At 69.3% G+C, this 25,544-nt stretch carries 18 protein-coding genes, 1 pseudogene and 1 riboswitch; of the genes and pseudogenes, 15 read left to right on the forward strand and 4 right to left on the reverse strand.

Features of this window, described 5'->3' with window-relative positions; translation table 11 throughout:
- Position 1: 1 nt before the first annotated feature.
- Genes OG410_RS24325 through nuoN form a run of 13 tightly spaced genes read left to right on the forward strand, consistent with a single transcriptional unit; the run spans position 2 to position 15,585 of the window.
- Positions 2-556, forward strand: a complete 555-nt coding sequence (locus tag OG410_RS24325) for a NuoB/complex I 20 kDa subunit family protein (protein WP_328554063.1) — start codon at positions 2-4, stop codon at positions 554-556.
- Positions 553-1,293 (forward strand): NADH-quinone oxidoreductase subunit C, encoded by a 741-nt coding sequence (locus OG410_RS24330; protein WP_329301136.1) that lies wholly within the window; start codon positions 553-555, stop codon positions 1,291-1,293. The genes OG410_RS24325 and OG410_RS24330 overlap by 4 nt, the downstream gene beginning before the upstream one ends.
- Entirely contained in the window at positions 1,290-2,630 is a 1,341-nt protein-coding gene (locus OG410_RS24335; protein ID WP_329301137.1) for an NADH-quinone oxidoreductase subunit D, read from the forward strand. Before OG410_RS24330 ends, OG410_RS24335 begins: the two co-directional genes overlap by 4 nt.
- On the forward strand, positions 2,627-3,469 hold the full coding sequence (gene nuoE, locus OG410_RS24340) for an NADH-quinone oxidoreductase subunit NuoE (RefSeq protein WP_329301138.1): 843 nt from the start codon (positions 2,627-2,629) through the stop codon (positions 3,467-3,469). The genes OG410_RS24335 and nuoE overlap by 4 nt, the downstream gene beginning before the upstream one ends.
- Positions 3,466-4,818 (forward strand): NADH-quinone oxidoreductase subunit NuoF, encoded by a 1,353-nt coding sequence (gene nuoF / locus OG410_RS24345; RefSeq protein ID WP_329301139.1) that lies wholly within the window; start codon positions 3,466-3,468, stop codon positions 4,816-4,818. Before nuoE ends, nuoF begins: the two co-directional genes overlap by 4 nt.
- On the forward strand, positions 4,815-7,319 hold the full coding sequence (locus OG410_RS24350; RefSeq protein ID WP_329301140.1) for an NADH-quinone oxidoreductase subunit G: 2,505 nt from the start codon (positions 4,815-4,817) through the stop codon (positions 7,317-7,319). Before nuoF ends, OG410_RS24350 begins: the two co-directional genes overlap by 4 nt.
- The gene (nuoH, locus tag OG410_RS24355) at positions 7,316-8,695 is read left to right on the forward strand and encodes an NADH-quinone oxidoreductase subunit NuoH (RefSeq protein WP_329301141.1); all 1,380 of its coding nucleotides are present in this window, start codon (positions 7,316-7,318) and stop codon (positions 8,693-8,695) included. Before OG410_RS24350 ends, nuoH begins: the two co-directional genes overlap by 4 nt.
- The gene (gene nuoI / locus OG410_RS24360; protein WP_329301142.1) at positions 8,688-9,317 is read left to right on the forward strand and encodes an NADH-quinone oxidoreductase subunit NuoI; all 630 of its coding nucleotides are present in this window, start codon (positions 8,688-8,690) and stop codon (positions 9,315-9,317) included. Before nuoH ends, nuoI begins: the two co-directional genes overlap by 8 nt.
- On the forward strand, positions 9,314-10,129 hold the full coding sequence (locus OG410_RS24365; protein ID WP_329301143.1) for an NADH-quinone oxidoreductase subunit J: 816 nt from the start codon (positions 9,314-9,316) through the stop codon (positions 10,127-10,129). Before nuoI ends, OG410_RS24365 begins: the two co-directional genes overlap by 4 nt.
- Complete coding sequence (nuoK, locus tag OG410_RS24370) at positions 10,126-10,425, forward strand: NADH-quinone oxidoreductase subunit NuoK (protein WP_009190046.1); 300 nt, start codon at positions 10,126-10,128, stop codon at positions 10,423-10,425. The genes OG410_RS24365 and nuoK overlap by 4 nt, the downstream gene beginning before the upstream one ends.
- Positions 10,426-10,439: 14 nt before the next feature.
- On the forward strand, positions 10,440-12,353 hold the full coding sequence (nuoL, locus tag OG410_RS24375; protein WP_329301144.1) for an NADH-quinone oxidoreductase subunit L: 1,914 nt from the start codon (positions 10,440-10,442) through the stop codon (positions 12,351-12,353).
- A 5-nt stretch (positions 12,354-12,358) separates the two neighbouring features.
- Complete coding sequence (locus tag OG410_RS24380; RefSeq protein WP_329301145.1) at positions 12,359-13,930, forward strand: NADH-quinone oxidoreductase subunit M; 1,572 nt, start codon at positions 12,359-12,361, stop codon at positions 13,928-13,930.
- Positions 13,927-15,585 carry an NADH-quinone oxidoreductase subunit NuoN gene (nuoN, locus tag OG410_RS24385; protein ID WP_329301146.1) on the forward strand — a complete coding sequence of 553 codons (1,659 nt, stop codon included), beginning with the start codon at positions 13,927-13,929 and terminating at the stop codon, positions 15,583-15,585. The genes OG410_RS24380 and nuoN overlap by 4 nt, the downstream gene beginning before the upstream one ends.
- A 59-nt stretch (positions 15,586-15,644) precedes the next feature.
- Here the strand turns inward: nuoN and OG410_RS24390 are convergent, their stop codons facing one another.
- Positions 15,645-16,283: a hypothetical protein gene (locus OG410_RS24390; protein ID WP_329301147.1), complete on the reverse strand. Its 639-nt coding sequence runs from the start codon at positions 16,281-16,283 to the stop codon at positions 15,645-15,647.
- A 289-nt stretch (positions 16,284-16,572) separates the two neighbouring features.
- On the opposite strand from OG410_RS24390, the gene recQ reads away from it, so the two are divergent.
- Entirely contained in the window at positions 16,573-18,582 is a 2,010-nt protein-coding gene (gene recQ, locus OG410_RS24395) for a DNA helicase RecQ (RefSeq protein ID WP_329304226.1), read from the forward strand.
- Positions 18,583-18,847: 265 nt separating this feature from the next.
- Here recQ and fahA read toward each other — a convergent pair whose 3' ends face one another.
- Positions 18,848-20,077, reverse strand: coding sequence for a fumarylacetoacetase (gene fahA, locus OG410_RS24400; RefSeq protein ID WP_329301148.1), 1,230 nt, complete (start codon positions 20,075-20,077; stop codon positions 18,848-18,850).
- A gap of 620 nt (positions 20,078-20,697) precedes the next feature.
- Between fahA and OG410_RS24405 the strand changes: the two genes are divergently transcribed.
- Entirely contained in the window at positions 20,698-21,507 is an 810-nt protein-coding gene (locus tag OG410_RS24405) for an HAD family hydrolase (RefSeq protein ID WP_329301149.1), read from the forward strand.
- Between the two features lie 214 nt (positions 21,508-21,721).
- Here OG410_RS24405 and OG410_RS24410 read toward each other — a convergent pair whose 3' ends face one another.
- Both OG410_RS24410 and OG410_RS24415 read right to left on the reverse strand, forming a co-directional pair.
- A complete protein-coding gene (locus tag OG410_RS24410; protein WP_329301150.1) occupies positions 21,722-22,483 on the reverse strand; it encodes a transglycosylase SLT domain-containing protein in 762 nt (253 codons plus the stop codon).
- Between the two features lie 4 nt (positions 22,484-22,487).
- Positions 22,488-22,648, reverse strand: a riboswitch (cyclic di-AMP (ydaO/yuaA leader).
- Between the two features lie 639 nt (positions 22,649-23,287).
- Positions 23,288-25,284 (reverse strand): annotated as a pseudogene (locus OG410_RS24415) (CocE/NonD family hydrolase).
- Between the last annotated feature and the right edge of the window lie 260 nt (positions 25,285-25,544).

A 25,544-nucleotide genomic window follows, 5' to 3' on the forward strand; every position in this document is an offset into this window, starting at 1 on the left:
CATGGGACTCGAAGAAAAGCTGCCGAGTGGATTCCTGCTGACGACCGTCGAGCAGGCCGCGGGCTGGGTGCGCAAGGCGTCCGTCTTCCCCGCGACATTCGGACTCGCCTGCTGTGCCATCGAGATGATGACGACCGGCGCCGGGCGTTACGACCTGGCGCGCTTCGGTATGGAGGTCTTCCGCGGGTCGCCCCGCCAGGCCGACCTGATGATCGTGGCCGGCCGGGTGAGCCAGAAGATGGCGCCGGTGCTGCGGCAGGTCTACGACCAGATGCCCAACCCCAAGTGGGTCATCTCCATGGGGGTTTGTGCGTCATCGGGCGGAATGTTCAACAACTACGCCATTGTGCAGGGAGTTGACCACATCGTCCCGGTCGACATCTATTTGCCCGGATGTCCGCCGCGGCCCGAGATGCTGATGGACGCGATTCTCAAGCTCCACCAGAAGATCCAGACCTCCAAGCTCGGCGTGAACGCCGAGGAAGCGGCCCGCGAGGCGGAGGAAGCGGCGCTCAAGGCGCTTCCCATCATCGAGATGAAGGGCCTGCTGCGGTGAGCGACGCGAACGGCAACGGGGTCAACCCTGAGAAGGACCTGAGCGCCTCCAACCTTCCCGGCCAGCGAGGCGACCAGGGCGAGGAGATCCGCGTCCAGCGCGGCATGTTCGGCGCCAGCAACGGCGGCGACACCTCCGGTTACGGCGGCCTGGTCCGCTCGATCCGGCTGCCCGGAGCGGCCACCCGCCCCTACGGCGGCTGGTTCGACGAGGTGGCCGACGAGCTGGAGGGTGCTCTGGAGGAACAGGGACTCGTCCCCGAGAACGTCATCGACAAGACGGTCGTCGACCGCGACGAGATCACCTTCCACGTCGAACGCGAGTACCTGCTCCCCGTCGCTCAGACCCTGCGCGACGACCCGGCCCTCCGGTTCGAACTGTGCACCGGCGTCTCCGGCGTCCACCACCTGCACGACAAGGGCCGCGAGCTGCACGCCGTCTACCACCTGCGCTCGATCACCCACAACCGGTTGATCCGGCTGGAGGTCAGTGCCCCGGACGCGGACCCGCACGTCCCCTCGCTCGTCAGTGTCTATCCGACGAACGACTGGCACGAGCGCGAGACGTACGACTTCTTCGGCCTGATCTTCGACGGCCACCCCGCGCTGACGCGGATCATGATGCCGGACGACTGGCAGGGCTTCCCGCAGCGCAAGGACTATCCCCTCGGCGGCATTCCCGTCGAGTACAAGGGCGCCCAGATCCCGGCTCCGGACCAGCGGAGGTCGTACTCATGAGCACGCAGACCCCTTCCGGGGCATCGGCCGCATCGCCCCGCGAGACGACCGAGGGCACCGTATATACGGTCACCGGCGGCGACTGGGACGAGATCGCCCAGTCGGCGGCCAAGTCCGACGACGAGCGCATCATCGTCAACATGGGCCCGCAGCACCCGTCCACCCACGGCGTGCTCCGGCTCATCCTGGAGATCGACGGCGAGACGGTGACCGAGGCCCGCTGCGGCATCGGCTACCTCCACACCGGTATCGAGAAGAACCTCGAGTTCCGTACGTGGACCCAGGGCACCACCTTCGTGACGCGCATGGACTATCTGACACCGTTCTTCAACGAGACGGCCTACTGTCTCGGCGTCGAGAAGCTCCTCGGGATCACCGACCAGATCCCCGACCGCGCCACGATCATCCGCGTGCTCCTCATGGAGCTGAACCGACTCTCCTCCCATTTGGTGTGCATCGCCACCGGAGGCATGGAGCTGGGCGCCACCACGATCATGATCTACGGATTCCGTGACCGTGAGCTCATCCTCGACATCTACGAGCTGATCACGGGCCTGCGGATGAACCACGCGTTCATCCGCCCCGGCGGACTCGCCCAGGACCTGCCCCCGGGCGCGGTGGACCAGATCCGCGAGTTCGTGAAGAAGATGACGAAGAACCTTCCCGAGTACGACAAGCTCGCCACCGGGAACCCCATCTTCAAGGCCCGCATGCAGGACGTCGGCTATCTCGACCTGGCCGGCTGCATGGCCCTCGGCGCCACCGGCCCGGTCCTGCGGTCGGCGGGCCTGCCGCACGACCTGCGCAAGTCCCAGCCGTACTGCGGCTACGAGAACTACGACTTCGAGGTCCCGACCGCCGACACCTGCGACTCCTACGGGCGGTTCCTGATCCGCCTGGAGGAGATGCGCCAGTCGCTGCGGATCGTCGAGCAGTGCCTGGACCGGCTCCAGCCCGGCCCGGTCATGGTCGCCGACAAGAAGATCGCCTGGCCCGCCCAGCTCGCGCTCGGCCCCGACGGTCTCGGCAACTCGCTCGACCACATCAAGAAGATCATGGGCACCTCCATGGAGGCCCTGATCCACCACTTCAAGCTGGTGACCGAGGGCTTCCGCGTGCCGCCGGGACAGGCGTACACGGCGGTCGAGTCGCCCAAGGGCGAGCTCGGGGTGCACGTCGTCTCCGACGGAGGCACCCGCCCCTACCGGGTCCACTTCCGTGACCCGTCCTTCACCAACCTGCAGGCCATGGCGGCGATGTGCGAAGGCGGCCAGATCGCCGACGTCATCGTCGCCGTCGCGTCCATCGACCCCGTGATGGGAGGCGTCGACCGGTGACCACCACCCCCGAGGGCGTCAGCCTGGGCATGCCCCAACTGCCCGCGCCCGACTACCCGGCCGACGTCCGGGCCCGGCTGGAGGCGGACGCGCGCGAGATCATCGCCCGCTACCCCGACTCCCGCTCGGCGCTCCTTCCGTTGCTGCATCTCGTGCAGTCGCAGGAGGGCCACGTCACGCGCACGGGACAGCGGTTCTGCGCGGAGGTACTGGGCCTGACGACGGCCGAGGTCGCCGCCGTCGCGACCTTCTACTCGATGTACCGGCGCAAGCCGAGCGGTGACTACCAGGTGGGTGTCTGCACCAACACCCTGTGCGCCGTCATGGGCGGCGACGCCATCTTCGAGGCCCTCCAGGACCACCTGGGTGTCGGCAACGGGGAGACCACCGGTGACGGCAAGGTCACCCTGGAGCACATCGAGTGCAACGCGGCCTGCGACTTCGCGCCGGTCGTGATGGTCAACTGGGAGTTCTTCGACAACCAGACCGTGGACTCGGCCAAGCGGCTCGTCGACGACCTGCGCGCGGGCGCCGACGTCGACCCGACCCGCGGCGCCCGTCTGTGCACGTTCAAGGACACCGCCCGGATCCTGGCGGGCTTCCCCGACGAGCGCGAGGGCGCGGTGGAGGCCGGCGGCAGCGCGGGCCACGCGTCCCTGGTGGGGCTGCGCCTGGCCAGGGGGGAGAGCGCCCCCGCGCGCGTGGTGCATCCGCGAGGCGGAGGAGCACCTCAGAACCAGCGGCCCGCCGAGCACCCCAGCTCGCACGACGCGCCGCAGGACACGTCGGCCTCCGACCCGTCCCACCCGGCGGGTCCTGTGGCAGAGGAGGGGGAGTGATGACCTTGGCAGCAGAGATCAACGAGACGAGTCCCGAAAAGCTGCTCGCACCCGTGCTGTCGGCCTTCTGGGACGAGGACAGGTCCTGGTCGCTGGACGTCTACCGGAGGCACGAAGGGTACGAGGGCCTGCGCAAGGCACTCGCCATGTCACCGGACGACCTGATCGCCTACGTCAAGGACTCCGGGCTGCGGGGCCGGGGCGGTGCAGGATTCCCGACCGGAATGAAATGGCAGTTCATTCCCCAGGGAGACGGCAAACCTCACTATCTAGTTGTCAACGCCGACGAATCGGAGCCGGGGACCTGCAAGGACATCCCGCTCCTCTTCGCGAACCCGCACAGCCTCATCGAGGGCATTGTGATCGCGTGCTATGCCATCCGGTCTTCGCATGCCTTCATCTATCTCCGTGGTGAAGTCGTCCCCGTATTGCGGCGGTTGCACGAGGCCGTACGTGAGGCCTACGCGGCGGGCTACCTCGGCGAGAACATCCTGGGCAGCGGACTCGACCTCCAGCTCACCGTGCACGCGGGCGCCGGCGCGTACATCTGCGGTGAGGAGACCGCGCTGCTCGACTCGCTCGAAGGCCGCCGTGGTCAACCGCGGCTCCGTCCCCCTTTCCCTGCTGTCGCGGGCCTCTATGCGTGTCCAACTGTTGTAAATAACGTCGAGTCGATCGCGTCAGTTCCCGCAATTCTCCAAAACGGCAAGGAATGGTTCAGGTCGATGGGAAGCGAGAAGTCCCCGGGCTTCACGCTCTACTCGCTCAGCGGCCATGTCGTCAGCCCCGGCCAGTACGAGGCACCGCTCGGCATCACGCTGCGCCAACTCCTCGACATGAGCGGCGGGATGCGCCCCGGTCACCGGCTGAAGTTCTGGACGCCGGGCGGCTCCTCGACCCCGATGTTCACCGACGAGCATCTCGACGTCCCTCTTGACTACGAAGGAGTGGGCGCCGCGGGTTCCATGCTCGGCACGAAAGCACTCCAGTGCTTCGACGAGACGACCTGCGTCGTCCGCGCCGTCACCCGCTGGACCGAGTTCTACGCCCACGAGTCCTGCGGCAAGTGCACGCCGTGCCGTGAAGGCACGTACTGGCTCGTCCAATTGCTGCGCGACATCGAGGCCGGCAAGGGCGTCATGTCCGACCTCGACAAACTCAACGACATCGCCGACAACATCAACGGCAAGTCCTTCTGCGCCCTCGGCGACGGTGCCGCCTCGCCGATCTTCTCCTCGCTCAAGTACTTCCGCGAGGAGTACGAGCAGCACATCACGGGCCGCGGCTGCCCCTTCGACCCCGCCCGCTCCACGGCCTGGGCGGACAAGCACACGGAGGTGAACGCATGACAGTGACCACCAGTGCTCCCTCCGGAGGCGGGGAAGCGGCGGTCCCGCCGGAGGATCTCGTCTCGCTGACGATCGACGGCGTCGAGATGAGCGTGCCCAAGGGCACCCTGGTCATCCGGGCCGCCGAACAACTCGGCATCGAGATCCCCCGGTTCTGCGACCACCCGCTCCTCGACCCGGCCGGCGCCTGCCGCCAGTGCATCGTCGAGGTCGAGGGCCAGCGCAAGCCCATGGCGTCCTGCACGATCACCTGTACGGACGGGATGGTCGTCAAGACTCACCTCACCTCCCAGGTCGCCGAGAAGGCACAGCACGGTGTGATGGAGCTGCTGCTCATCAACCACCCGCTGGACTGCCCGGTCTGCGACAAGGGAGGCGAGTGCCCCCTGCAGAACCAGGCGATGTCGCACGGCAACGCCGAGTCCCGGTTCGAGGGCAAGAAGCGGACGTACGAGAAGCCGGTCCCGATCTCCACCCAGGTGCTCCTGGACCGCGAGCGGTGCGTGCTGTGCGCGCGCTGCACCCGCTTCTCGAACCAGATCGCGGGCGACCCCATGATCGAGCTGGTCGAGCGGGGCGCGCTCCAGCAGGTCGGCACCGGTGAGGGCGACCCCTTCGAGTCGTACTTCTCCGGCAACACGATCCAGATCTGCCCGGTGGGCGCGCTCACGTCGGCGGCGTACCGCTTCCGCTCGCGCCCCTTCGACCTCATCTCCTCGCACTCCGTGTGCGAGCACTGCTCCGGCGGCTGCGCGACGCGCACCGACCACCGGCGCGGCAAGGTCATGCGGCGTCTCGCTGCGCCCGACCCCGAGGTCAACGAGGAATGGGTCTGCGACAAGGGCCGGTTCGGGTTCCGGTACGCGCAGCAGCGCGACCGCCTCGACACCCCCCTGGTGCGCAACGCCGACGGCGTCCTCGAACCCGCGTCCTGGCCGGAGGCCCTGGAGGCCGCCGCGCAGGGGCTGACCGCGGCCCGCGGGCGGGCCGGTGTCCTCACCGGCGGCCGGCTCACCGTCGAGGACGCCTACGCGTACAGCAAGTTCGCGCGCGTGGCCCTCGACACGAACGACATCGACTTCCGCGCGCGCGTGCACAGCTCCGAGGAGGCCGACTTCCTGGCCGCCCGGGTCGCCGGACGCGGCCGGGATCTCGACGGCACGGGCGTCACCTACACCGCCCTGGAGAAGGCGCCCGCCGTCCTGCTCGCGGGCTTCGAGTCGGAGGAGGAGGCGCCCGGCGTCTTCCTGCGGCTGCGCAAGGCATGGCGCGGGCACGGACAGAAGACGTTCTCCCTCGCCACGCACGCCACCCGCGGACTGGAGAAGGCGGGCGGCACGCTGCTGCCGGCCGCGCCCGGCACCGAGACCGAGTGGCTGGACGCGCTCGCGAGCGGCGTCGGCCTGGAGGGCGACGGCGCCAGGGCAGCCGAGGCGCTGCGCGCCGAGGGTGCCGTGATCGTCGTCGGTGAGCGGCTGGCCACCGTGGCGGGAGGGCTGACCGCCGCCGTGCGGACCGCCACCGCCACCGGCGCCCGACTGGTGTGGATCCCGCGCCGGGCCGGGGAACGCGGTGCGATCGAGGCCGGCGCGCTTCCGTCGCTGTTGCCGGGCGGACGCCCGGCCACCGACCCGCGCGCGCGGGACGAGGTCGCGGCCGCATGGGGCGTCTCCGAACTCCCGCACCGCTACGGTCGTGACACCGGCCAGATCGTGGAGGCCGCCGTCGGCGGCGAACTGCGGGCCCTGGTGGTGGCGGGTGTGGAGGTCGCCGACCTTCCCGACCCCACGCGCGCGCGTGCGGCCCTGTCCGAAGTGGGCTTCCTGGTGTCGCTCGAACTGCGGCCCAGCGAGGTCACCGAGCACGCGGACGTCGTCCTTCCGGTCGCCGCGGTCACCGAGAAGGCCGGAAGCTTCCTCAACTGGGAAGGCCGGGTCCGCTCCTTCGAGGCCGCCCTCAAGCCCGACCAGATGACCCGGCGCCTCGCGCCCGCCGACGCGCGTGTCCTGCAGATGCTGGCCGACGCCATGGACGTCCACCTCGGGCTGCCGGACCTGCGCACCACGCGCGGGGAACTCGACCGGCTCGGCGCCTGGGACGGGTCGCAGGCAGCCGAACCCCGGGAAACCGGGGTGCAGATGCCCCGTCCGGCCGCCGGGGAGGCCGTACTGGCCGGGCACCGGCTGCTGCTCGACCAGGGGCGTCTCCAGGAGGGCGACGAAGCGCTCGCCGGAACCCGGCACGCCGCACGCGCGCGCGTGTCGGCCGCCACCGCCGCCGAGGCGGGCGTCAAGAACGGCGATGTCATCGCCGTGACCGGTCCGGGCGGAGCGGTCGAACTCCCGTTGCAGGTCACCGAGATGCCCGACCGCGTGGTCTGGCTCCCGCTGAACTCGACCGGAGGGGGCGTCGCCTCCGACACCGGGGCGCTGCCCGGCGCACTCGTCCGCATCGGCCCGGCGACGATCGCCGCCGAGGCCCCCAAGGAGGTGGAGGCATGACGCCGTACCTCGCCGCTGAAGACCTCTCGATGTTCGGCCACGACCCCTGGTGGCTGGTCGTCATCAAGGCGGTGTTCTGCTTCGCCTTCCTGATGGTGACCGTGCTCTTCTCCATCGTGTGGGAGCGCAAGGTCGTCGCCTGGATGCAGTTGCGCATCGGCCCCAACCGGCACGGTCCCTGGGGCATGCTCCAGTCGCTTGCCGACGGCGTGAAGCTGATGCTCAAGGAGGATCTGATCGTCAAGCGCGCGGACAAGGTGGTCTACGTCCTCGCGCCGATCGTCGCGGCCATCCCTGCCTTCATGGCGATCGCGGTGATCCCCTTCGGACCCGCGGACAACGAGATCTCGATCTTCGGTCAGCGCACCACGATGCAGCTCACCGACCTGCCGATCGCGATGCTCTACATCCTCGCGGTGGCCTCGGTGGGCATCTACGGGATCGTGCTCGCCGGCTGGAGCTCCGGATCCACCTATCCGCTGCTGGGCGGTCTGCGCTCCTGCGCCCAGATGATCTCCTACGAGATCGCCATGGGGGCCGCGTTCGCCTCGGTGTTCCTCTACTCCGGGTCGATGTCGACGTCGACGATCGTCGAACAGCAGCAGGACCGCTGGTACATCGTCCTGCTGCCGGTCTCGTTCCTCATCTACATCGTCACGATGATCGGCGAGACCAACCGGGCCCCCTTCGACATGCCGGAGTCCGAGGGCGACCTCGTCGGCGGCTTCAACACCGAGTACTCGTCGATCAAGTTCGCGCTGTTCATGCTCGCCGAGTACGTGAACATGGTGACGGTCTCGGCCGTGTCGACGACGCTCTTCCTGGGCGGCTGGCGTGCGCCCTGGCCGATCAGCGGCTTCTGGGAGGGCGCCAACCACGGCTGGTGGCCGATGCTCTGGTTCGTGGTGAAGGTGCAGCTCCTGCTGTTCTTCTTCATCTGGCTGCGCGGCACGCTGCCGCGCGTCCGCTACGACCAGTTGATGAAGCTCGGCTGGAAGGTGCTCATCCCGGTCTCCGTGGTCTGGCTGATGCTCGTCGCGACGGTACGGACGCTGCGCAACGAGAACTACGACTTCGCGGACATCGCCCTGTACGTCGGCGGAGGCGTCCTAGCCCTCCTGCTGCTGTCGTTCGTGGCGGACATCTTCCGCGACAAGCAGGGCCGGCAGGGCCAGGAGACGCCCGCCGAGCCCGCCGCTTTCGACCCGATGGCCGGCGGATTCCCCGTGCCCCCACTGCCCGGCCAGGAGCTGCCGCCGGTACCGCGGCGCCGTCCGCGCCGCGAGCGTGAGCTGATTGTCAGTGGCGGGTCCGATACTGCGAGTGATGGACCGGTCACCGGATCTCGTGACGGAAAGGAGGGGTCCGATGGCTGAGGAGCCGAAGGAGACCAAACCCGGTTTCCAGAACCCCGTCGCCGGTTTCGGCGTGACCTTCAAGGCCATGTTCAAGAAGCGGCTGACCGAGCAGTACCCGGAAGAACAGAAGACCACCGCACCGCGGTTCCACGGCCGGCACCAGCTCAACCGCCACCCGGACGGCCTGGAGAAGTGCGTGGGCTGTGAGCTGTGCGCCTGGGCCTGTCCCGCGGACGCCATCTATGTGGAGGGCGCGGACAACACCGAGGAGGAGCGCTACTCCCCGGGCGAGCGCTACGGCCGCGTCTACCAGATCAACTACGCCCGCTGCATCCTGTGCGGCCTGTGCATCGAGGCGTGCCCCACGCGCGCGCTGACGATGACGAACGAGTTCGAGCTCGCGGACAGCAGCCGCGCCAACCTCATCTACACCAAGGAGCAGCTGCTCGCCGGACTCCAGGAAGGCATGGTCGACACACCGCACTCGATCTTCCCGGGCACGGACGAGCAGGACTACTACCGAGGCCTGGTCACCGAGGCGGCACCCGGCACCGAGCGTCAGGTGGCCGTCTCCCAGGGCGAGCTGCATCCCTCGTCGAGTCCGTCGGGCGGGCCTGCCGGAGAGGGGGCGGAGGCATGACCGGCCTGGCCGCGTACTCCACCTCCACCGGAGAGGCCTTCCAGTTCTGGGTTCTCGGCACCATCGCGGTGATCGGCGCCCTGTGCACCGTCTTCATGCGCAAGGCCGTGCACAGCGCGCTGTGTCTCGCCGGAACCATGATCATCCTGGCGGTGTTCTACCTCGCCAACGGCGCCTACTTCCTGGGCATCGTCCAGGTCGTCGTCTACACCGGCGCGATCATGATGCTGTTCCTCTTCGTCGTCATGCTCGTCGGTGTCACCGCGGCGGACTCGCTGAAGGAGACCATCAAGGGGCAGCGCTGGCTGGCCCTGCTCTGCGGACTCGGCTTCGGCATCCTGCTGTTCGCCGGTATCGGCAACGCGTCCGTCCAGGACTTCGACGGCCTGTCGAAGGCCAACGCGAACGGCAACGTGGAGGGCCTCGCCGCCCTCATCTTCACGAAGTACGTGTTCGCCTTCGAGATCACCGGCGCGCTGCTCATCACGGCCACCATCGGCGCCATGGTGCTCACCCACCGCGAGCGCACGGAGCGAGCCAGGACCCAGCGCGAGCTGTCCGAGCAGCGGGTGCGCGAGGGCAAGCACATCCCGCCGCTGCCGGCTCCGGGTGTCTACGCCCGGCACAACGCGGTGGACATCGCGGGCCTGCTCCCCGACGGCACTCCGTCCGAGCTGACCGTCAGCAAGACGCTGCGCGACCGCGGGCAGATCCGCGACGTGTCGGCCGACGCGCTGAAGGATCTGAAGGCGCTGGAGCAGCGTGCCGAGGAGCGCCTGGAGCGCACGAAGCCGGAGGAGGCGTCCAAGTGAATCCGGTCAACTATCTCTACCTCGCCGCTCTGTTGTTCACGATCGGCGCCACCGGTGTCCTGATCAGACGGAACGCGATCGTGGTGTTCATGTGCATCGAGCTCATGCTCAACGCCTGCAACCTCGCCTTCGTCGTCTTCTCCCGGATGCACGGCAATCTCGACGGCCAGATCATCGCGTTCTTCACGATGGTCGTCGCCGCCGCGGAGGTCGTGGTCGGGCTCGCGATCATCGTGTCGCTGTTCCGTTCCCGCCACTCGGCCTCGGTCGACGACGCCAGCCTGATGAAGCTGTAAGGGGTCGCTGAATCGTGGAGAACCTGATTGCGCTGCTGATCGCGGCGCCTCTGCTCGGAGCGGCCGTACTGCTGTGCGGCGGACGGCGGCTGGATGCCGTCGGTCAGTGGATCGGTACCGTGCTCGCGGCCGCCTCCTTCGGGATCGCCGTCGTGCTCTTCGCCGACATGCTGGGCAAGGGTCCTGAGGACCGGACCTTCACCCAGCATCTGTTCAGCTGGATCGCCGTCGGGAACTTCCGGGCGGACGTCGGCTTCCAGCTCGACCAGTTGTCGATGACGTTCGTCCTGCTGATCACCGGCGTCGGCTCGCTGATCCACCTGTACTCGATCGGGTACATGGAGCACGACGAGCGCCGCCGCCGCTTCTTCGGCTATCTGAACCTGTTCCTGGCGGCGATGCTGCTGCTCGTCCTCGCCGACAACTACCTGTTGCTGTACGTCGGCTGGGAAGGCGTCGGTCTCGCCTCGTACCTGCTGATCGGTTTCTGGCAGCACAAGCCCAGCGCGGCCACCGCCGCCAAGAAGGCCTTCCTGGTCAACCGTGTCGGCGACATGGGCCTGTCCATCGCCATCATGCTGATGTTCACGACCTTCGGGACCTTCGCCTTCGGGCCGCTGCTCGGCACCGAGGGACACCCCGGGATCGCCGGGGACGCCACCGAGGGCAAGCTCACGGCCGTCGGACTGATGCTGCTGCTCGCGGCCTGCGGCAAGTCGGCCCAGGTGCCGCTGCAGTCCTGGCTCGGGGACGCGATGGAGGGCCCGACCCCGGTCTCGGCCCTCATCCACGCCGCCACCATGGTGACCGCGGGCGTGTATCTGATCGTGCGCTCGGCCGCCGTCTTCAACGCGGCACCGGACGCCCAGCTCGTCGTCACCGTCGTGGGCGGGGTCACGCTCCTGTTCGGTGCGATCGTCGGTTGCGCGAAGGACGACATCAAGAAGGCGCTCGCCGGCTCGACCATGTCGCAGATCGGCTACATGGTGCTGGCGGCGGGTCTCGGCCCCATCGGCTACGTCTTCGCGATCATGCACCTGGTGACGCACGGCTTCTTCAAGGCCGGGCTCTTCCTCGGCGCCGGTTCGGTCATGCACGGCATGAACGACGAGGTCGACATGAGGAAGTTCGGCGGCCTCAGGAAGTACATGCCGATCACGTTCGTGACCTTCGGCCTCGGCTATCTCGCGATCATCGGCTTCCCGGGCCTGTCCGGCTTCTTCTCCAAGGACAAGATCATCGAGGCGGCCTTCGCCAAGGGCGGCACCGAGGGCTGGATCCTCGGCAGTGTGACCCTGCTGGGCGCGGCGATCACCGCGTACTACATGACACGCGTGATGATCATGACCTTCTTCGGGGAGAAGCGCTGGCAGCCCGACGCCGAGGGCCACGAACCGCACCCGCACGAGTCGCCCAGGTCCATGACGATCCCGATGATCGTGCTGGCCTTCGGGTCGGTGTTCGCGGGCGGCTACTTCAGCATCGGCAACCACTTCCTGCACTGGCTGGAGCCGGTTACCGGGCACTCGGAGGGCAACTCGCCCGTGAGTGCCCTCACGGTCACCGTGGCGACCATGGTGCTGCTGGTCGTCGGCGCCGGAATCGCCTACCTCCAGTACGGACGCAGCTCGGTCCCGGTCGTCGCCCCGCGCGGCTCCCTGCTCACCCGCGCCGCCCGGCGCGACCTGTACCAGGACGACTTCAACCACGTCGTACTGGTACGCGGCGGTGAGCACCTCACCCGCTCCCTGGTCTACGTCGATCACACCCTGGTCGACGGAGTCGTCAACGGGACGGCGGCCTCCGTGGGCGGCCTCTCCGGGCGGCTGCGCAAGCTGCAGAACGGTTATGCGCGCAGTTACGCGGTCTCGATGTTCGGCGGCGCGGCGATCCTCGTCGCCGCGACCCTGCTGATGAGGGCGGTCTGATACCGATGTCCTTTCCTCTGCTGACAGCGACGGCGGTGCTCCCGGCCCTCGGGGCGATCGCCACGGCCGCCGTGCCGGCCGCGCAGCGCGTCGCGGCCAAGTGGCTGGCGCTGCTGGTCTCCCTCGGCACGCTGGCGCTCGCCGCGGTCACCCTGGTGCGTTTCGACCCCGGCGGCGCCCGCTACCAGCTCACCGAATCCCACGCCTGGATCCCGGACTTCGGGGTGCGCTACCAACTGGGCGTGGACGGCATCGGGGTGGCGCTCGTCGCGCTCACCGCGCTGTTGATGCCGTTCGTGATCCTGGCGGGCTGGCACGACGCCGACCCGATGGAGACCGGAAGCAAGCGCTGGCGTCCGACCCAGGGCTTCTTCGCGCTGATCCTGGCCGTCGAGGCGATGGTGATCATCTCCTTCGAGGCCACCGACGTCTTCCTCTTCTACGTCTTCTTCGAAGCCATGCTGATCCCGATGTACTTCCTCATCGGCGGCTTCGGGGACCGTGCCCACGAGCACGGCGACGAGGCGGCGGCGACACAACGCTCGTACGCCGCGGTGAAGTTCCTCCTCTACAACCTGGTCGGCGGCCTGATCATGCTGGCCGCCGTGATCGGCCTCTACGTGGTCGCCGGAAGCTTCTCGCTCCAGGAGATCGTCCAGGCGCGGGCCGACGGCTCGCTGCACATGGCGACCAGCACCGAGCGGTGGCTCTTCCTCGGCTTCTTCTTCGCGTTCGCGGTGAAGGCGCCCCTGTGGCCGCTGCACACCTGGCTGCCCAACGCCATGGGCGAGGCCACCGCGCCGGTCGCCGTGCTGATCACGGCGGTCGTGGACAAGGTCGGCACCTTCGCGATGCTCCGCTTCTGTCTCCAGCTCTTCCCGGAGGCGAGCAAGTGGGCGACGCCCGCGATCCTCGTACTGGCGTTGATCAGCATCATCTACGGGGCACTGCTCGCGGTCGGACAGCGGGACATCAAGCGGCTGGTCGCCTACGCGTCGATCTCGCACTTCGGGTTCATCATCCTGGGCATCTTCGCGATGACCACGCAGGGCCAGTCCGGCGCGACGCTCTACATGGTCAACCATGGGATCTCGACCGCCGCCCTGATGCTGGTGGCCGGCTTCCTGATCTCGCGGCGCGGCTCGCGTCTCATCGCCGACTACGGAGGGGTGCAGAAGGTCGCCCCGGTGCTCGCGGGCACCTTCCTGATCGGCGGCCTCGCGACGCTGTCGCTCCCGGGTCTCGCGCCCTTCGTGAGTGAATTCCTGGTCCTGGTGGGCACGTTCACCCGTTACCCGGTGGTCGGCATCATCGCCACCTTCGGCATCGTCCTCGCCGCGCTCTACACCCTGGTCCTCTACCAGCGGACGATGACGGGCCCGGTCAAGGCGTCGGTGGCCGAGATGCCGGACCTCAGGGTGCGTGAGCTCCTGGTGGTCGCCCCGCTGATCGCTCTGCTGATCTTCCTGGGCGTCTACCCGAAGCCGCTCACCGACATCGTCAACCCGGCGGTACAGCAGACCATGTCGGATGTACACAAGACGGACCCCCAGCCCGAGGTGGAGGCGGCCAAGTGAGCGCATCAGCCGTCCACAGCCTGTGGACAACAGCCGCGACAGCGGCCGAGCCGATCTCCAAGATCGATGCACCTAAGATCGAATATGGGCAATTGTCGCCCACCTTGATCGTCCTCGGTGCGGCGGTCGTCGGGGTTCTGGTCGAGGCCTTCGTGCCGCGCAAGTCGCGTTACTACGCGCAGGTGTTCGTCGCCGTCGTCGCGCTGGCCGCGGCCTTCTCCGCGGTCGTCGCGCTCGCGGCGAGCGGATACGGAACCACGAAGGCGCACATCGCGGCGATGGGCGCGGTCGCGGTCGACGGACCGGCCCTGTTCCTCCAGGGCACGATCCTGCTCGCCGGAATCCTCGGCGTCTTCACCTTCGCCGAGCGGCGCCTCGACCCCGAGGCGCACGGGAACCGGGTCGACGCGTTCGCCGCGCAGGCCGCGTCGGTGCCCGGCAGCGACAGCGAGAAGGCCGCCGTGAAGGCCGGGTTCACCACCACCGAGGTGTTCCCGCTGCTGCTCTTCGCGATCGGCGGCATGCTCGTCTTCCCCGCGGCCAACGACCTGCTGACGCTGTTCGTCGCGCTGGAGGTCTTCTCCCTGCCGCTGTACCTCCTGTGCGCCGTGGCCCGCCGCAAGCGGCTCATGTCGCAGGAGGCGGCCGTCAAGTACTTCCTGCTCGGCGCCTTCGCCTCCGCGTTCACGCTCTTCGGCATCGCCCTGCTGTACGGCTACGCGGGCTCGGTGTCGTACGCGACCATCGCGCACGTCGTCGACGGCACGGTCACGAACGTCGACCCGGCCCTCGCCGGCACCATGGGCAACGACGTGCTGCTGCTCATGGGGATGGCCCTGGTCGTCATGGGCCTGCTCTTCAAGGTCGGCGCGGTGCCCTTCCACATGTGGACGCCCGACGTCTACCAGGGCGCGCCGACCCCGGTCACCGGCTTCATGGCGGCGGCGACGAAGGTGGCGGCGTTCGGCGCGCTGCTGCGCCTGCTGTACGTCGTCCTGCCGGGTATGCGCTGGGACTGGCGGCCGGTCATGTGGGCCGTGGCTATCGTCACCATGCTGGGCGGCGCGATCGCCGCGATCACCCAGACCGACATCAAGCGGCTCCTGGCGTACTCGTCGATCGCGCACGCTGGATTCATCCTCGCGGGTGTCATCGCGACCTCGCCGGACGGTGTCTCGTCGGTCCTCTTCTACCTGGGCGCGTACTCCTTCGTCACGATCGGCGCCTTCGCCGTCGTCACGCTCGTACGGGACGCGGGCGGCGAGGCGACGCACCTGTCCAAGTGGGCCGGTCTCGGACGCAGGTCCCCACTGGTGGCCGCGGTGTTCGCGGTCTTCCTGCTGGCCTTCGCGGGTATCCCGCTCACTTCGGGATTCGCCGGAAAGTTCGCCGTGTTCAAGGCGGCTGCCGAAGGCGGCGCGGGCGCGCTGGTCGTGGTCGGTGTGATCTCGTCGGCGATCGCGGCGTTCTTCTACATCCGCGTGATCGTGCTGATGTTCTTCAGCGAGCCGAAGCCGGAGGGGCCGACGGTCGCCGTGCCGTCGCCGCTGACGACGACGGCGATCGCGGTGGGTGTGGCCGTCACGCTGGTGCTCGGTGTGGCGCCGCAGTACTTCCTGAACCTGGCGAGCCAGGCGGGGGTCTTCGTGCGCTGAGCGGTACCGCGCGCGACTCGGGCCCCGTTCCCTTCGAGGGAGCGGGGCCCGAGCCGTTCTCAGTGGGCGGTGTGGGCCGTGCCCGCGGAGCCGGTGTGGGCCGTGCCCGACTTGCCGGTGTGGGGCGTGTCGGACTTACCGGTGTGCGCCGGGGCGGCCGGGCACTTCACCCTGGGGTTCCAACGGTCGAACAGCCCGTTGGGGTTCTGCTTCCACAGCCAGACGTGCAGGTCGTAGTGGATCTTCATACCCGGGTAGTGACCCGGCATCGGACCCTCGAACTTCTGGCCGCCGAACATCGACGGCCGGTCCTTGCTGGTCTTCAGGTTCTGGTCCGAGTCCAGGACGATCCACTCGACCCCGGCGAGCCTGCGCTTTCCGTCCTTGCCGTCCTCGAACAGGAGAGCCGACGGCTTCGCCGGATCGAGTGAGCCGTAGCGGGACTCGTTGAAGTAGTGGTAGCCCATGCTGCCGTGCCCCGCGGGGTCCGAGGAGCACTGGCGGGGCACGTATCCGTCGGCGAGGGCGACCTTCTCGTCGAGGTACTTCACGCTGGCCAGGTACGCCCTGGCCAGATCCCGCAACGCTTTCGGGTCGGCCGGGCGGTCCGCGGCCGGGGCGGGGCCGGCGGACAGGGCGAGCGACGCGGCGGCGGCTGTCACGAGGGTGATGGCGGTCCGGAGGGGACGCTGGGACATGCGAGGACTCCTAGGGAGACGAGAGAGGCGTACGGACTGCACGGGTCCGTCGGCTGCGGGCCCCCTCCTCCCGCCCCAGCAGCATGGCCCTCGGTCCCGAAGCGCCGCCATGCAAGCGGGGCCAACGGGTTGAACCCGTCGGTGCGCGCCGTGCGGCGGAGTGAGACGGGACAAGCGCCGATACGTAGGGAAGCCGGTCCCTCGCAGCCTGTGGACAACTCTCGGACTGTCGGCGCGGACCCCTATCGTGGACGCAGTGGTCGAGGCGCGACGTACGGGGGACGAAACGATGGGCGGGACGGGTGTGATGACCGAAGCGGACGCGACGGAGACGCTGGGCGGGAGCGAGGCACTGGCCGCTCTCCACAGGGTTTTCGGGTACGACGCCTTCCGCGGCGAGCAGGAAGCGATCATCGAGCACGTGGTGGCGGGCGGTGACGCCGTCGTCCTGATGCCGACCGGTGGCGGAAAGTCCCTCTGCTACCAGATCCCTTCCCTGGTCAGACCGGGTACGGGCGTTGTGGTCTCCCCGCTCATCGCGCTCATGCAGGACCAGGTGGACGCGCTGCGGGCGCTGGGCGTGCGCGCCGGGTTCATGAACTCCACGCAGGACTTCGACGAGCGGCGCGTGGTCGAGGCGGAGTTCCTGGCCGGAGAGCTCGACCTCATCTACCTGGCCCCCGAGCGGCTGCGTCTCGACAGCACGCTGGACCTGCTGTCCCGGGGGAAGATCTCCGTCTTCGCGATCGACGAGGCGCACTGTGTGGCCCAGTGGGGCCACGACTTCCGTCCCGACTATCTGGCGCTCTCGCTGCTCGGCGAACGCTGGCCGGACGTCCCGCGCATCGCGCTGACCGCCACCGCCACACGGGCGACGCACAAGGAGATCACCCAGCGCCTGGGCATGCCCGCGGCCCGTCATTTCGAGGCGAGCTTCGACCGCCCCAACATCCAGTACCGGATCGTTCCCAAGGCCGACCCGAAGAAGCAGCTGCTGTCCTTCCTGCGTGAGGAACACGCGGGCGACGCGGGCATCGTGTACTGCCTCTCGCGCAACTCCGTGGAGAAGACCGCCGAGTTCCTCGCCCGCAACGGCATCGAGGCGGTGCCGTATCACGCGGGCCTGGACTCGGGCACCCGTGCCGCGCACCAGTCCCGCTTCCTCCGGGAGGAGGGCCTCGTGGTGGTCGCCACGATCGCCTTCGGCATGGGCATCGACAAGCCGGACGTCCGCTTCGTCGCCCACCTGGACCTGCCGAAGTCGGTCGAGGGCTACTACCAGGAGACGGGCCGCGCCGGCCGTGACGGACTGCCCTCCACAGCGTGGATGGCGTACGGCCTTCAGGACGTGGTCCAGCTCAACAAGATGATCCAGGGCTCGGAGGGTGACGCGGCGTTCAGACGCCGGGCCACCGCCCATCTGGACTCGATGCTCGCCCTGTGCGAGACGGTCCGGTGCCGGCGCTCTCAGCTCCTGGCCTACTTCGGCCAGGACCCCGACACCCCGGACTGCGGCAACTGCGACACCTGTCTGACGCCTCCGGAGACCTGGGACGGCACGGTCGTGGCACAGAAGCTGCTGTCCACGGTGGTGCGCCTCCAGCGCGAGCGGGGCCAGAAGTTCGGCGCGGGCCAGATCGTCGACATCCTGCTGGGGCGCAAGACCGCCAAGGTGATCCAGTTCGACCATGACCAGCTGTCCGTCTTCGGTATCGGCGCGGAGCTGGCGGAGTCCGAATGGCGCAGTGTCGTACGGCAGTTGCTGGCCCAGGGGCTGATCGCGGTCGAGGGCGAGTACGGCACGCTGGTGCTGACCGACGCGAGCGGGACCGTGCTGCGGCGCGAGCGCGACGTGCTGCTGCGCAAGGAGGCGCCGAAGCCGGCCACGTCCCGGTCGTCGGCACCCAAGGGTGAGCGCAAAGCCAAGGCGGCGGTGGCCGAACTGCCCGCGGAGCTCGTTCCCGCGTTCGAGGCGCTGCGTGCCTGGCGGGCGGAGCAGGCGCGCGAACAGGGAGTCCCGGCGTACGTCATCTTCCATGACGCCACGCTGCGGGAGATCGCCACGGTGTGGCCCACCTCGGTGAAGGAGCTGGGCGGTATCAGCGGGGTGGGCGAGAAGAAGCTGGCGACCTACGGGGAGGGTGTCGTCGGGGTGCTCGCCTCGCTCGCCGACGGCACGCCGGCTGCCCCGGGGGGCGGCGGCAGACCCGAGGCGGCGCCGGTTGCGGCGGCCGCTGCGGCACCGGACCCGGACTGGCCCGAGCTGGACCAGGAGCCGGAGCCCGAGGACTGGATGTAGCCGGCCCGAGGCGGACGACCGGGAACGGGGGCGACATCCTGCCGACTTCGCCTACCCCATCGGCCCCGCCGGGCCGGCCGGGCTCCGCGGGGCACGGTGGCCAGGATCCTGGCCACCGTGACACGGACTCGTTCCCGCCGGGGACCTCCGCGGGAGCCTCGGCCAAGGCGTCTCCGGCCTCTGCCATACCCCTGCCGAGGTATCCCGAAGGTATCCCCGAAGGCTTCTGCCGGAGCCTCCTGAGGGGGCTCGCCCCCGGAGAGTCCTACTGGGAGACGGCCGGTGTGATGCGGCCCCGGACCTCGCCGAGGCCCACCCGGGTCCCGCCCGGACCGGGGGCCCAGGCCGTCATGGTGACCTCGTCGCCGTCCTCGAGGAACGTGCGCTTGCCGTCGGGGAGTTCGAGGGCGTCGCGCCCGTTCCAGGTGAGTTCGAGCAGCGAGCCGCGCTCGCCCTCGGAGGGGCCGCTGACGGTCCCGGAACCGTAGAGATCACCGGTGCGCAGGGAGGCGCCGTTGACCGTCATGTGGGCCAGTTGCTGGGCGGCCGTCCAGTACATGGTGGAGAAGGGGGGTTCCGAGACGATGTGGCCGTTGATGGCCACGGAGATCCGGAGATCGTAGCCGCCCGGTTCCTCGGAGGCGTCGTCGAGATAGGGGAGGAGGGGGTGCGTGCGGACGGGCGGGGCCACCAGGGCGTCGTCGAGGGCGTCCAGCGGGGTGATCCACGCCGACACGGACGTGGCGAAGGACTTGCCGAGGAAGGGGCCGAGCGGGACGTACTCCCAGGCCTGGACATCGCGCGCCGACCAGTCGTTGAGCAGGCAGAGGCCGAAGACGTGGTCTCGGTAGTCGCCCAGGGACACCGGACGGCCCTGTTCCGAGGGGGTGCCGACCACGAAGCCGACCTCCGCCTCGATGTCCAGGCGGACCGAGGGGCCGAAGACCGGGGCGGCGTCCGCGGGGGCCTTGCGCTGGCCCGACGGGCGGACCACATCCGTGCCGGACACCACGACCGTGCCGGAGCGGCCGTGATAGCCGATCGGCAGGTGCTTCCAGTTCGGGGTGAGGGAGTCGGCGGCATCGGGACGGAAGATCTGGCCGACGTTCCGGGCGTGGTTCTCGGAGGCGTAGAAGTCGACGTAGTCCGCGACGGTGAAGGGGAGGTGCAGCGTCACGTCGGTGAGCGGGTGGAAATGGGGAGCGAGGGTCTCCCGGTGGGCCGGGACGGTCACCCAGGCCGTCAGCGCGCGCCGGACGTCGGACCAGGCGGTGTGGCCTGCGGCGAGCAGCGGGTCGAGGGTCGGCCGCGCGAGCAGCCCGGCGTAAGGGGAGCCGAGGGCGTGGGCCGCCGCGCCCGCGTCGAGCACGTGGTCGCCGAGCCGTACGCCGACGCGCCGCTCGGGGTCGCCGGCCGGGACGCTCAGGGAGAACACGCCGTACGGCAGGTTGTGCGGGCCGAAGGGGTCGCCCTCGGGGACATCGAAGGGGGGCATCGGTTGGTGCCTCGCTTTCGGATTCGTACTCGCCATGTGATCCATGCGTTCCACGCGTTTCATGTGGTCGGGCACACGTTACGGGGGAGTGTCCCCGCTGCGGCAGGGCCTAAAGGGTTTGCAATGTCCGTATTGGTCCCGCGTGGAGCCGTAGGTCGCTGGGCGGCGGGTGCGCCGAAGCCGGGTGACGGGTGCCGCTTCTCGGTTCCGTGGCCGCGTTTCATGGACCTGCTCACGGCTGCCCGAGGCTGCCTGCGGCTGTCCGCGGCTGTCTCGTACGGTTTCGTGGCGCACTTCCCGAGGCGGGAGGAGTTCGTCTCTGCCCGGCCCAACGGGCGTGCCCGTCAACAGACTTGTCGATGCCCGGTCCCGATGGCCGGCGTGGTGCGGCACGGCGGCCGAGGCGGCCTGTCGGTGAGTTGGCCTTTGCCCAGGGGGTGTTGGGGAGTTGTGGTCGGTCGTGTGCGGGAAAGTCGGTGTGGACGGAAGTGGAGCGTGGGTGATCCGAAGCGGTCGCAACGCGCTTACCACCGTGCGGTGAACGGCGATGCTGACGGGATACCGGACGTCGTCCGGTTCAGGCCGGGCCGATGAGTCGTTCGATCCGTATTCTTCGGATCATGGCCGCTCCGACTGCATATTCACTCATCGCCACTGACCTGGACGGAACGCTGCTGCGCGGCGACGACACACTCTCCGACCGGTCACGTGCCGCGTTGGCGAAGGTGATCCGGGCAGGTGCCCGGCATCTCGTGGTCACGGGCCGACCCGCACCGCGCGTGCGACCGCTTCTCGACGAACTCGGCGGCGAGGGACTGGCGGTGTGCGGGCAGGGGGCGCAGCTGTACGACGCCGGCGCGGACCGCATGCTGTGGTCGGTGACCCTGGACAGGGAACTGGCGGAGACGGCGCTCGGCAAGATCGAGGCGGAGGTCGGGCTGCTGTACGCGGCGGTCGACCAGGACGGCGTGGACGGGCTGACGCTCATCGAGCCGGGCTATGTCATGCCGCATCCGACTCTGCCGGCGGTGCGGGTGCCGCGCCGGGACGACCTCTGGGCGGAGCCGATCAGCAAGGTGTTGCTCCGTCACCCCTCCTTGTCCGATGACGAGTTGGCGTCGGCGGCACGGGGAGTGGTCGGTTCGCTGGCGACGGTCACCATGTCCGGACCCGGCACCGTCGAACTCCAGCCATGCGGGGTGACCAAGGCGACGGGCCTGGCTCTCGCCGCGGCGCACCTCGGGCTCACCCCGGACGCGACGCTCGCCTTCGGTGACATGCCCAATGACATCCCGATGTTCGACTGGGCGGCCCGAGGTGTGGCGATGGCCAACGCCCATCCGGAACTGAAGGCGGTGGCCGACGAAATCACCCTGTCGAACGAGGACGACGGGATCGCTGTCGTGCTGGAGCGCCTCTTCGGCTTCTAGCGGCGTCGGCGCCCCCGCCCGGCGCACCCGCAAACGCACACCCGCGGACACGCCTGCCCGGCGCACCCGCGAACGCACACCCGCCGAGCCGTTCGGAGCGCACCCGCCGCCGCGCCCACGGACGCACACCGGCCGACGGGACCGCAACGCACCCGCCGACGGGCCGGGAAGGCGCCGTCGGCGGGTGCGGAGGAAGACGGGGTGCGGGGTGCGATCAGTAGGCGCCGTTGACGTTGTCCATCGAGCCGTACTTGTCGGCCGCGTAGTTGCAGGCCGCGGTGATGTTGGCGACCGGGTCGTAGATGTTCCACGACGTGCCGGCCACGTGGTACGCCTGGAACGTGGGGTCGATCACCTGGAGCAGGCCCTTGGAGGGGATGCCCGCGGCGGCGTTGGAGTCCCAGTTGTTGATGGCGTTGGGGTTGCCGGAGGACTCGCGCATCACGTTGCGGTGGATGCCGTCGTAGCTGCCCGGGATGCCGGCCTTGGCCATGACGTCCAGGGATTCCTTGATCCAGCCGTCGAGGTTGTTGGAGTACGTCTTGGCGGCGGCCTGGGTGACGGTGGTCGCCTTGGACTTGGCGACGGCGGCGGTCGCCTTCGCCGTGGTGCGGACGGTCGTCGACTTCAGCGTCTTCGTGCCCACGGTCAGCTTCAGGCCCGGACGGAGGTGGGCGGGGTTGTCACCGATGACCGCGCGGTTCGCCGCGTACAGCTTCTTCCAGCCGCCGCTCTTGGGGTACTTCTGCGCCACCTTGGAGAGCGTGTCGCCGGCGACCACCTTGTAGGTGACGAGCTGCACGTTGGGGACCACCGCGGTGTGGGCGGCCTGCGGGGCCTGCGCCGGGGTGGCGGCGCTGGCGCCGGTGGCGCTCACGAGCGGGAGTGCGAGGGCGATGCCGCCCGTTCCGGCGGCGATCATGCCCCGGGTGATGACGTTGGTCTTCTTGCGGCGGTGCTTGGCACGTACGGGCATGACGAAATGTCCTCTCCGACGCCTGCGAGGTGAGCTGTCGGGTTCGGGCGGGAGATGCCCGGCCGCGCTGTGGGCGCGGCTTCACCCCAAGCCGGTCCGGTGTGCCCGGATCGGCGGCTTACCTGTGGTTCCCCCGCTCCTGCCGTGCGTGGGTCGATGGGTTGCCGGGCGGCGGCAGGATTCGGCGATCCGCCCGGGGTCGACCAGAACGTATGCGAGAGCACATGTCCGAAACAAGATGAGATTTGACCGTGAAGATCGCTTTCTCCTGGTTAATGCGCGGGTAAAAAGTCCGATTGCGCCGGAATTGGATCCTCAACTTGCCTTTGGTGAACGGGTTGGTCCGGGAAGGGTGTGTCGCGGAAGTCCGGTTCGCCGGTGACTCAACTCACGAGACCAAAGAGCATCAAGGCGGCATGAGGGGTAATTCGGGCATTGCGCTTGCGGTGGGAGCCGCCGCCGAGCCCTTCGCTGGGTGCCGAGTGGCCCCTGGTGCGGCGGGAATTGTGGCGCGGGACACATCGCGGGGAACGCGGCCGCCCGGCGGCGGGAGCGCGGCCCGCACGCGAGCCGAAGCCGCCCAGAGGTAAGCCGAAGTCGCCCAGACGCGGTCTGGACCCGGGCCGGCGGGCGGTGAAGTGCGCCTCGCGTCACCGGTGTTCGGCGCGAGAGTGTCCTGCCGCCGTCCGGCGCGCGGCGATGTGCCGGGGCCCGCGCCGTGGGCGCGTCACGTCGGCCCGGGCCCGGGGCACGTGTGGATGCGTAGCGGTCCGAGGGGGTGAACTCCCGTGCCGGCGGGCCCAGTCAGCCGGCTGTGCGCGGGATGCGCTTCTCCCAGGTCCGGTGGAAGACGACCTCGTCGCCATCCTTGCGGACGAGTTCGTCGGTCGTGACGAAGTCCTGTGCGTCGCAGGTGATGGCGGAGACCGTCTCGACGCGGGCGTCCCACGGCAGGTCCGGGCGGTGCAGCCGGATCGACCAGGCCGAGTGGGCGCGGGCGGACAGCGGGTCCGAGGTGTCGATCGTGTACGTCTCCCGGGCCTCCTCCGTGCATTCGAGGCCGTCGGGGTACACGCGGGTGCCGCCGCGCCCCGGGTCCACCTAGAGGCGCCAGGTCTCCGCGGCCACGTCGCGCAGGACCAGACGCCGGGGGCGGGGCTCGTCCAGGGTCGCCGAGACGGTCACGCCGAGGGGCGCGAACTGCTCCGGTTCCTCGAAGGCGACCGAGGGGTCCGACTCCGTTGCCCGTACCGGGAGTTCCAGGACGCTGCCGATCGGCTCCAGGGTGAAACCCGCTTCCGAGCCCGGCTGGGGCCAGATCCAGGGCCAGTACGCGGAGGAGACGCCCAGCCGGATCCGGTGGCCCGCCGGGAACGCGTAGCCGATGGCGTTCAGGTCGAACACCACGTTCTCCGTGGTGCCCGGTTCCCAGGGGACCGCCCGGTCGGGGCCCCGGCGTGCCGAGAGGTTCAGGGTGCCCCGGGTGACGAGCGTGGACGCTCCGTCCGGGGCCACGTCGCGCAGCCGGGCGATCACCTGGCCCCTGGGTGACGCGGACGTCAGCCGCAGATTGACCCGGGGGCGGCCCGGTACCCAGGTCTCCTCCGGCACCTCGAACTCGAAGCACGCCGAGCGGGCGTCCTCCTCCCGCTGGTCCGGCGGCAGGTCGGCGTCGTCGCCGGAAGGGAACAGCCGGCCCGCTTCGACCCCCGTGTGCTGCGGGGAGCGGACCGGAAGCGGGGCGCCCTGGAGCGCGTACGCGACCGGGGTCACCGAGGGTGAGGGCCAGGCCGGGTCACCCACTCAGCGGCCGGGGATCCGCGCGTACACCGTCGCCGGAGGGTGCGCGTCCATCACGTACGAGCGCAGAAGGGGGACGGAGAGCGCGTCCGTCTCCTTGTCCCTGAGCCAGTGGTCCCACCAGCGCAGCGTCTCCTGGAGGAAGCCGATCGCCGGTCCCGGCGGCAGGCCCCGGTCCGGGTACTGGCGGGACCAGGGGCCGATGAGGCCGTGTACGCGATCCGGCGGCAGGTTCCGCACCAGGCGCAGCACCGTGTCGCGATGCGGGTCGTGCCGGCCGCCGACCGCGAGGACCGCGGCGCGGACGGCCCGTACTCCTTGCGGAGGCTGTCGTGGCGCCAGTACGTGTCCCTGGTCCGGTGCGCCGGCCAGGTGGGCGCGGCGGGGCCGATCGCCTCCAGTCGTTTCTCCCACATGCTCCGCCACATGCCCTCGCCCACGTGCGCGGGGTCCGGCGGGCGGGCGGCGAAGGCGAGCAGTCGGGCCGACCGGGCGTGCGTGTCGACGGCGAGGACGGAACCTCCCGCACGGTGCACGTCGTTGTCATAGAGGTCGTCGGTCGAGCAGACCGTGATGATCGCCTTGAGCGGCTCGGGCGCACGGGCCGCGATCCGGAGGGAGGCGAAGCCGCCCCACGCGATCCCGAACATGCCGACCCGGCCGGTGCACCAGGGCTGGGCCGCCGGCCAGGAGACCACCTTCACCCCGTCGTCCGGCTCGCTCCCCGTGTGCTCGTCCCCCGGCACGCCCTCCGAATTGCCGTGGCCGCGTACGTCCACGCGGACGGAGGCGTAGCCGTGCCCGGCGTACCAGGGGTGGCGCTGCTGGTCCTGCGGGGCCGTCCGGTCGGTCAGGCGGTACGGGAGGTACTCCAGGAGCGCCGGTACGGGCTCCTCGGTCAGCGGCCGCCGGATCCGGGCGTACAGACGGGTGCCGTCCGAGAGAGGGATGAGGACGTCCTCGTGAGTGATCTCGTAAGGGAAGGACGTACGGATGTGCATGAGCGTCACCTCAGAGGATGGAATGCCGGGCATTTCGCTGCATGTCATCGAAAGTCGGTTCACATCATCTGATCATGAACATACAGTCGGTGACGGGATGGCGCCCGTGAGTCGGGGTACACGCCGTTGGGGCACGCAGGTGCTTCCCGTGTGCCTTCCGGGTGTACTCGCGCCCACCACCTGGCGGAGCGAAGTGGACCGGGGGACGGTGGGCGCTCGCGGTGATCGAAACGTGACCGGATACGCTGACTTGAGTGATG

This window comes from Streptomyces sp. NBC_00659 (assembly GCF_036226925.1).
Taxonomy (GTDB): Bacteria; Actinomycetota; Actinomycetes; order Streptomycetales; family Streptomycetaceae; genus Streptomyces.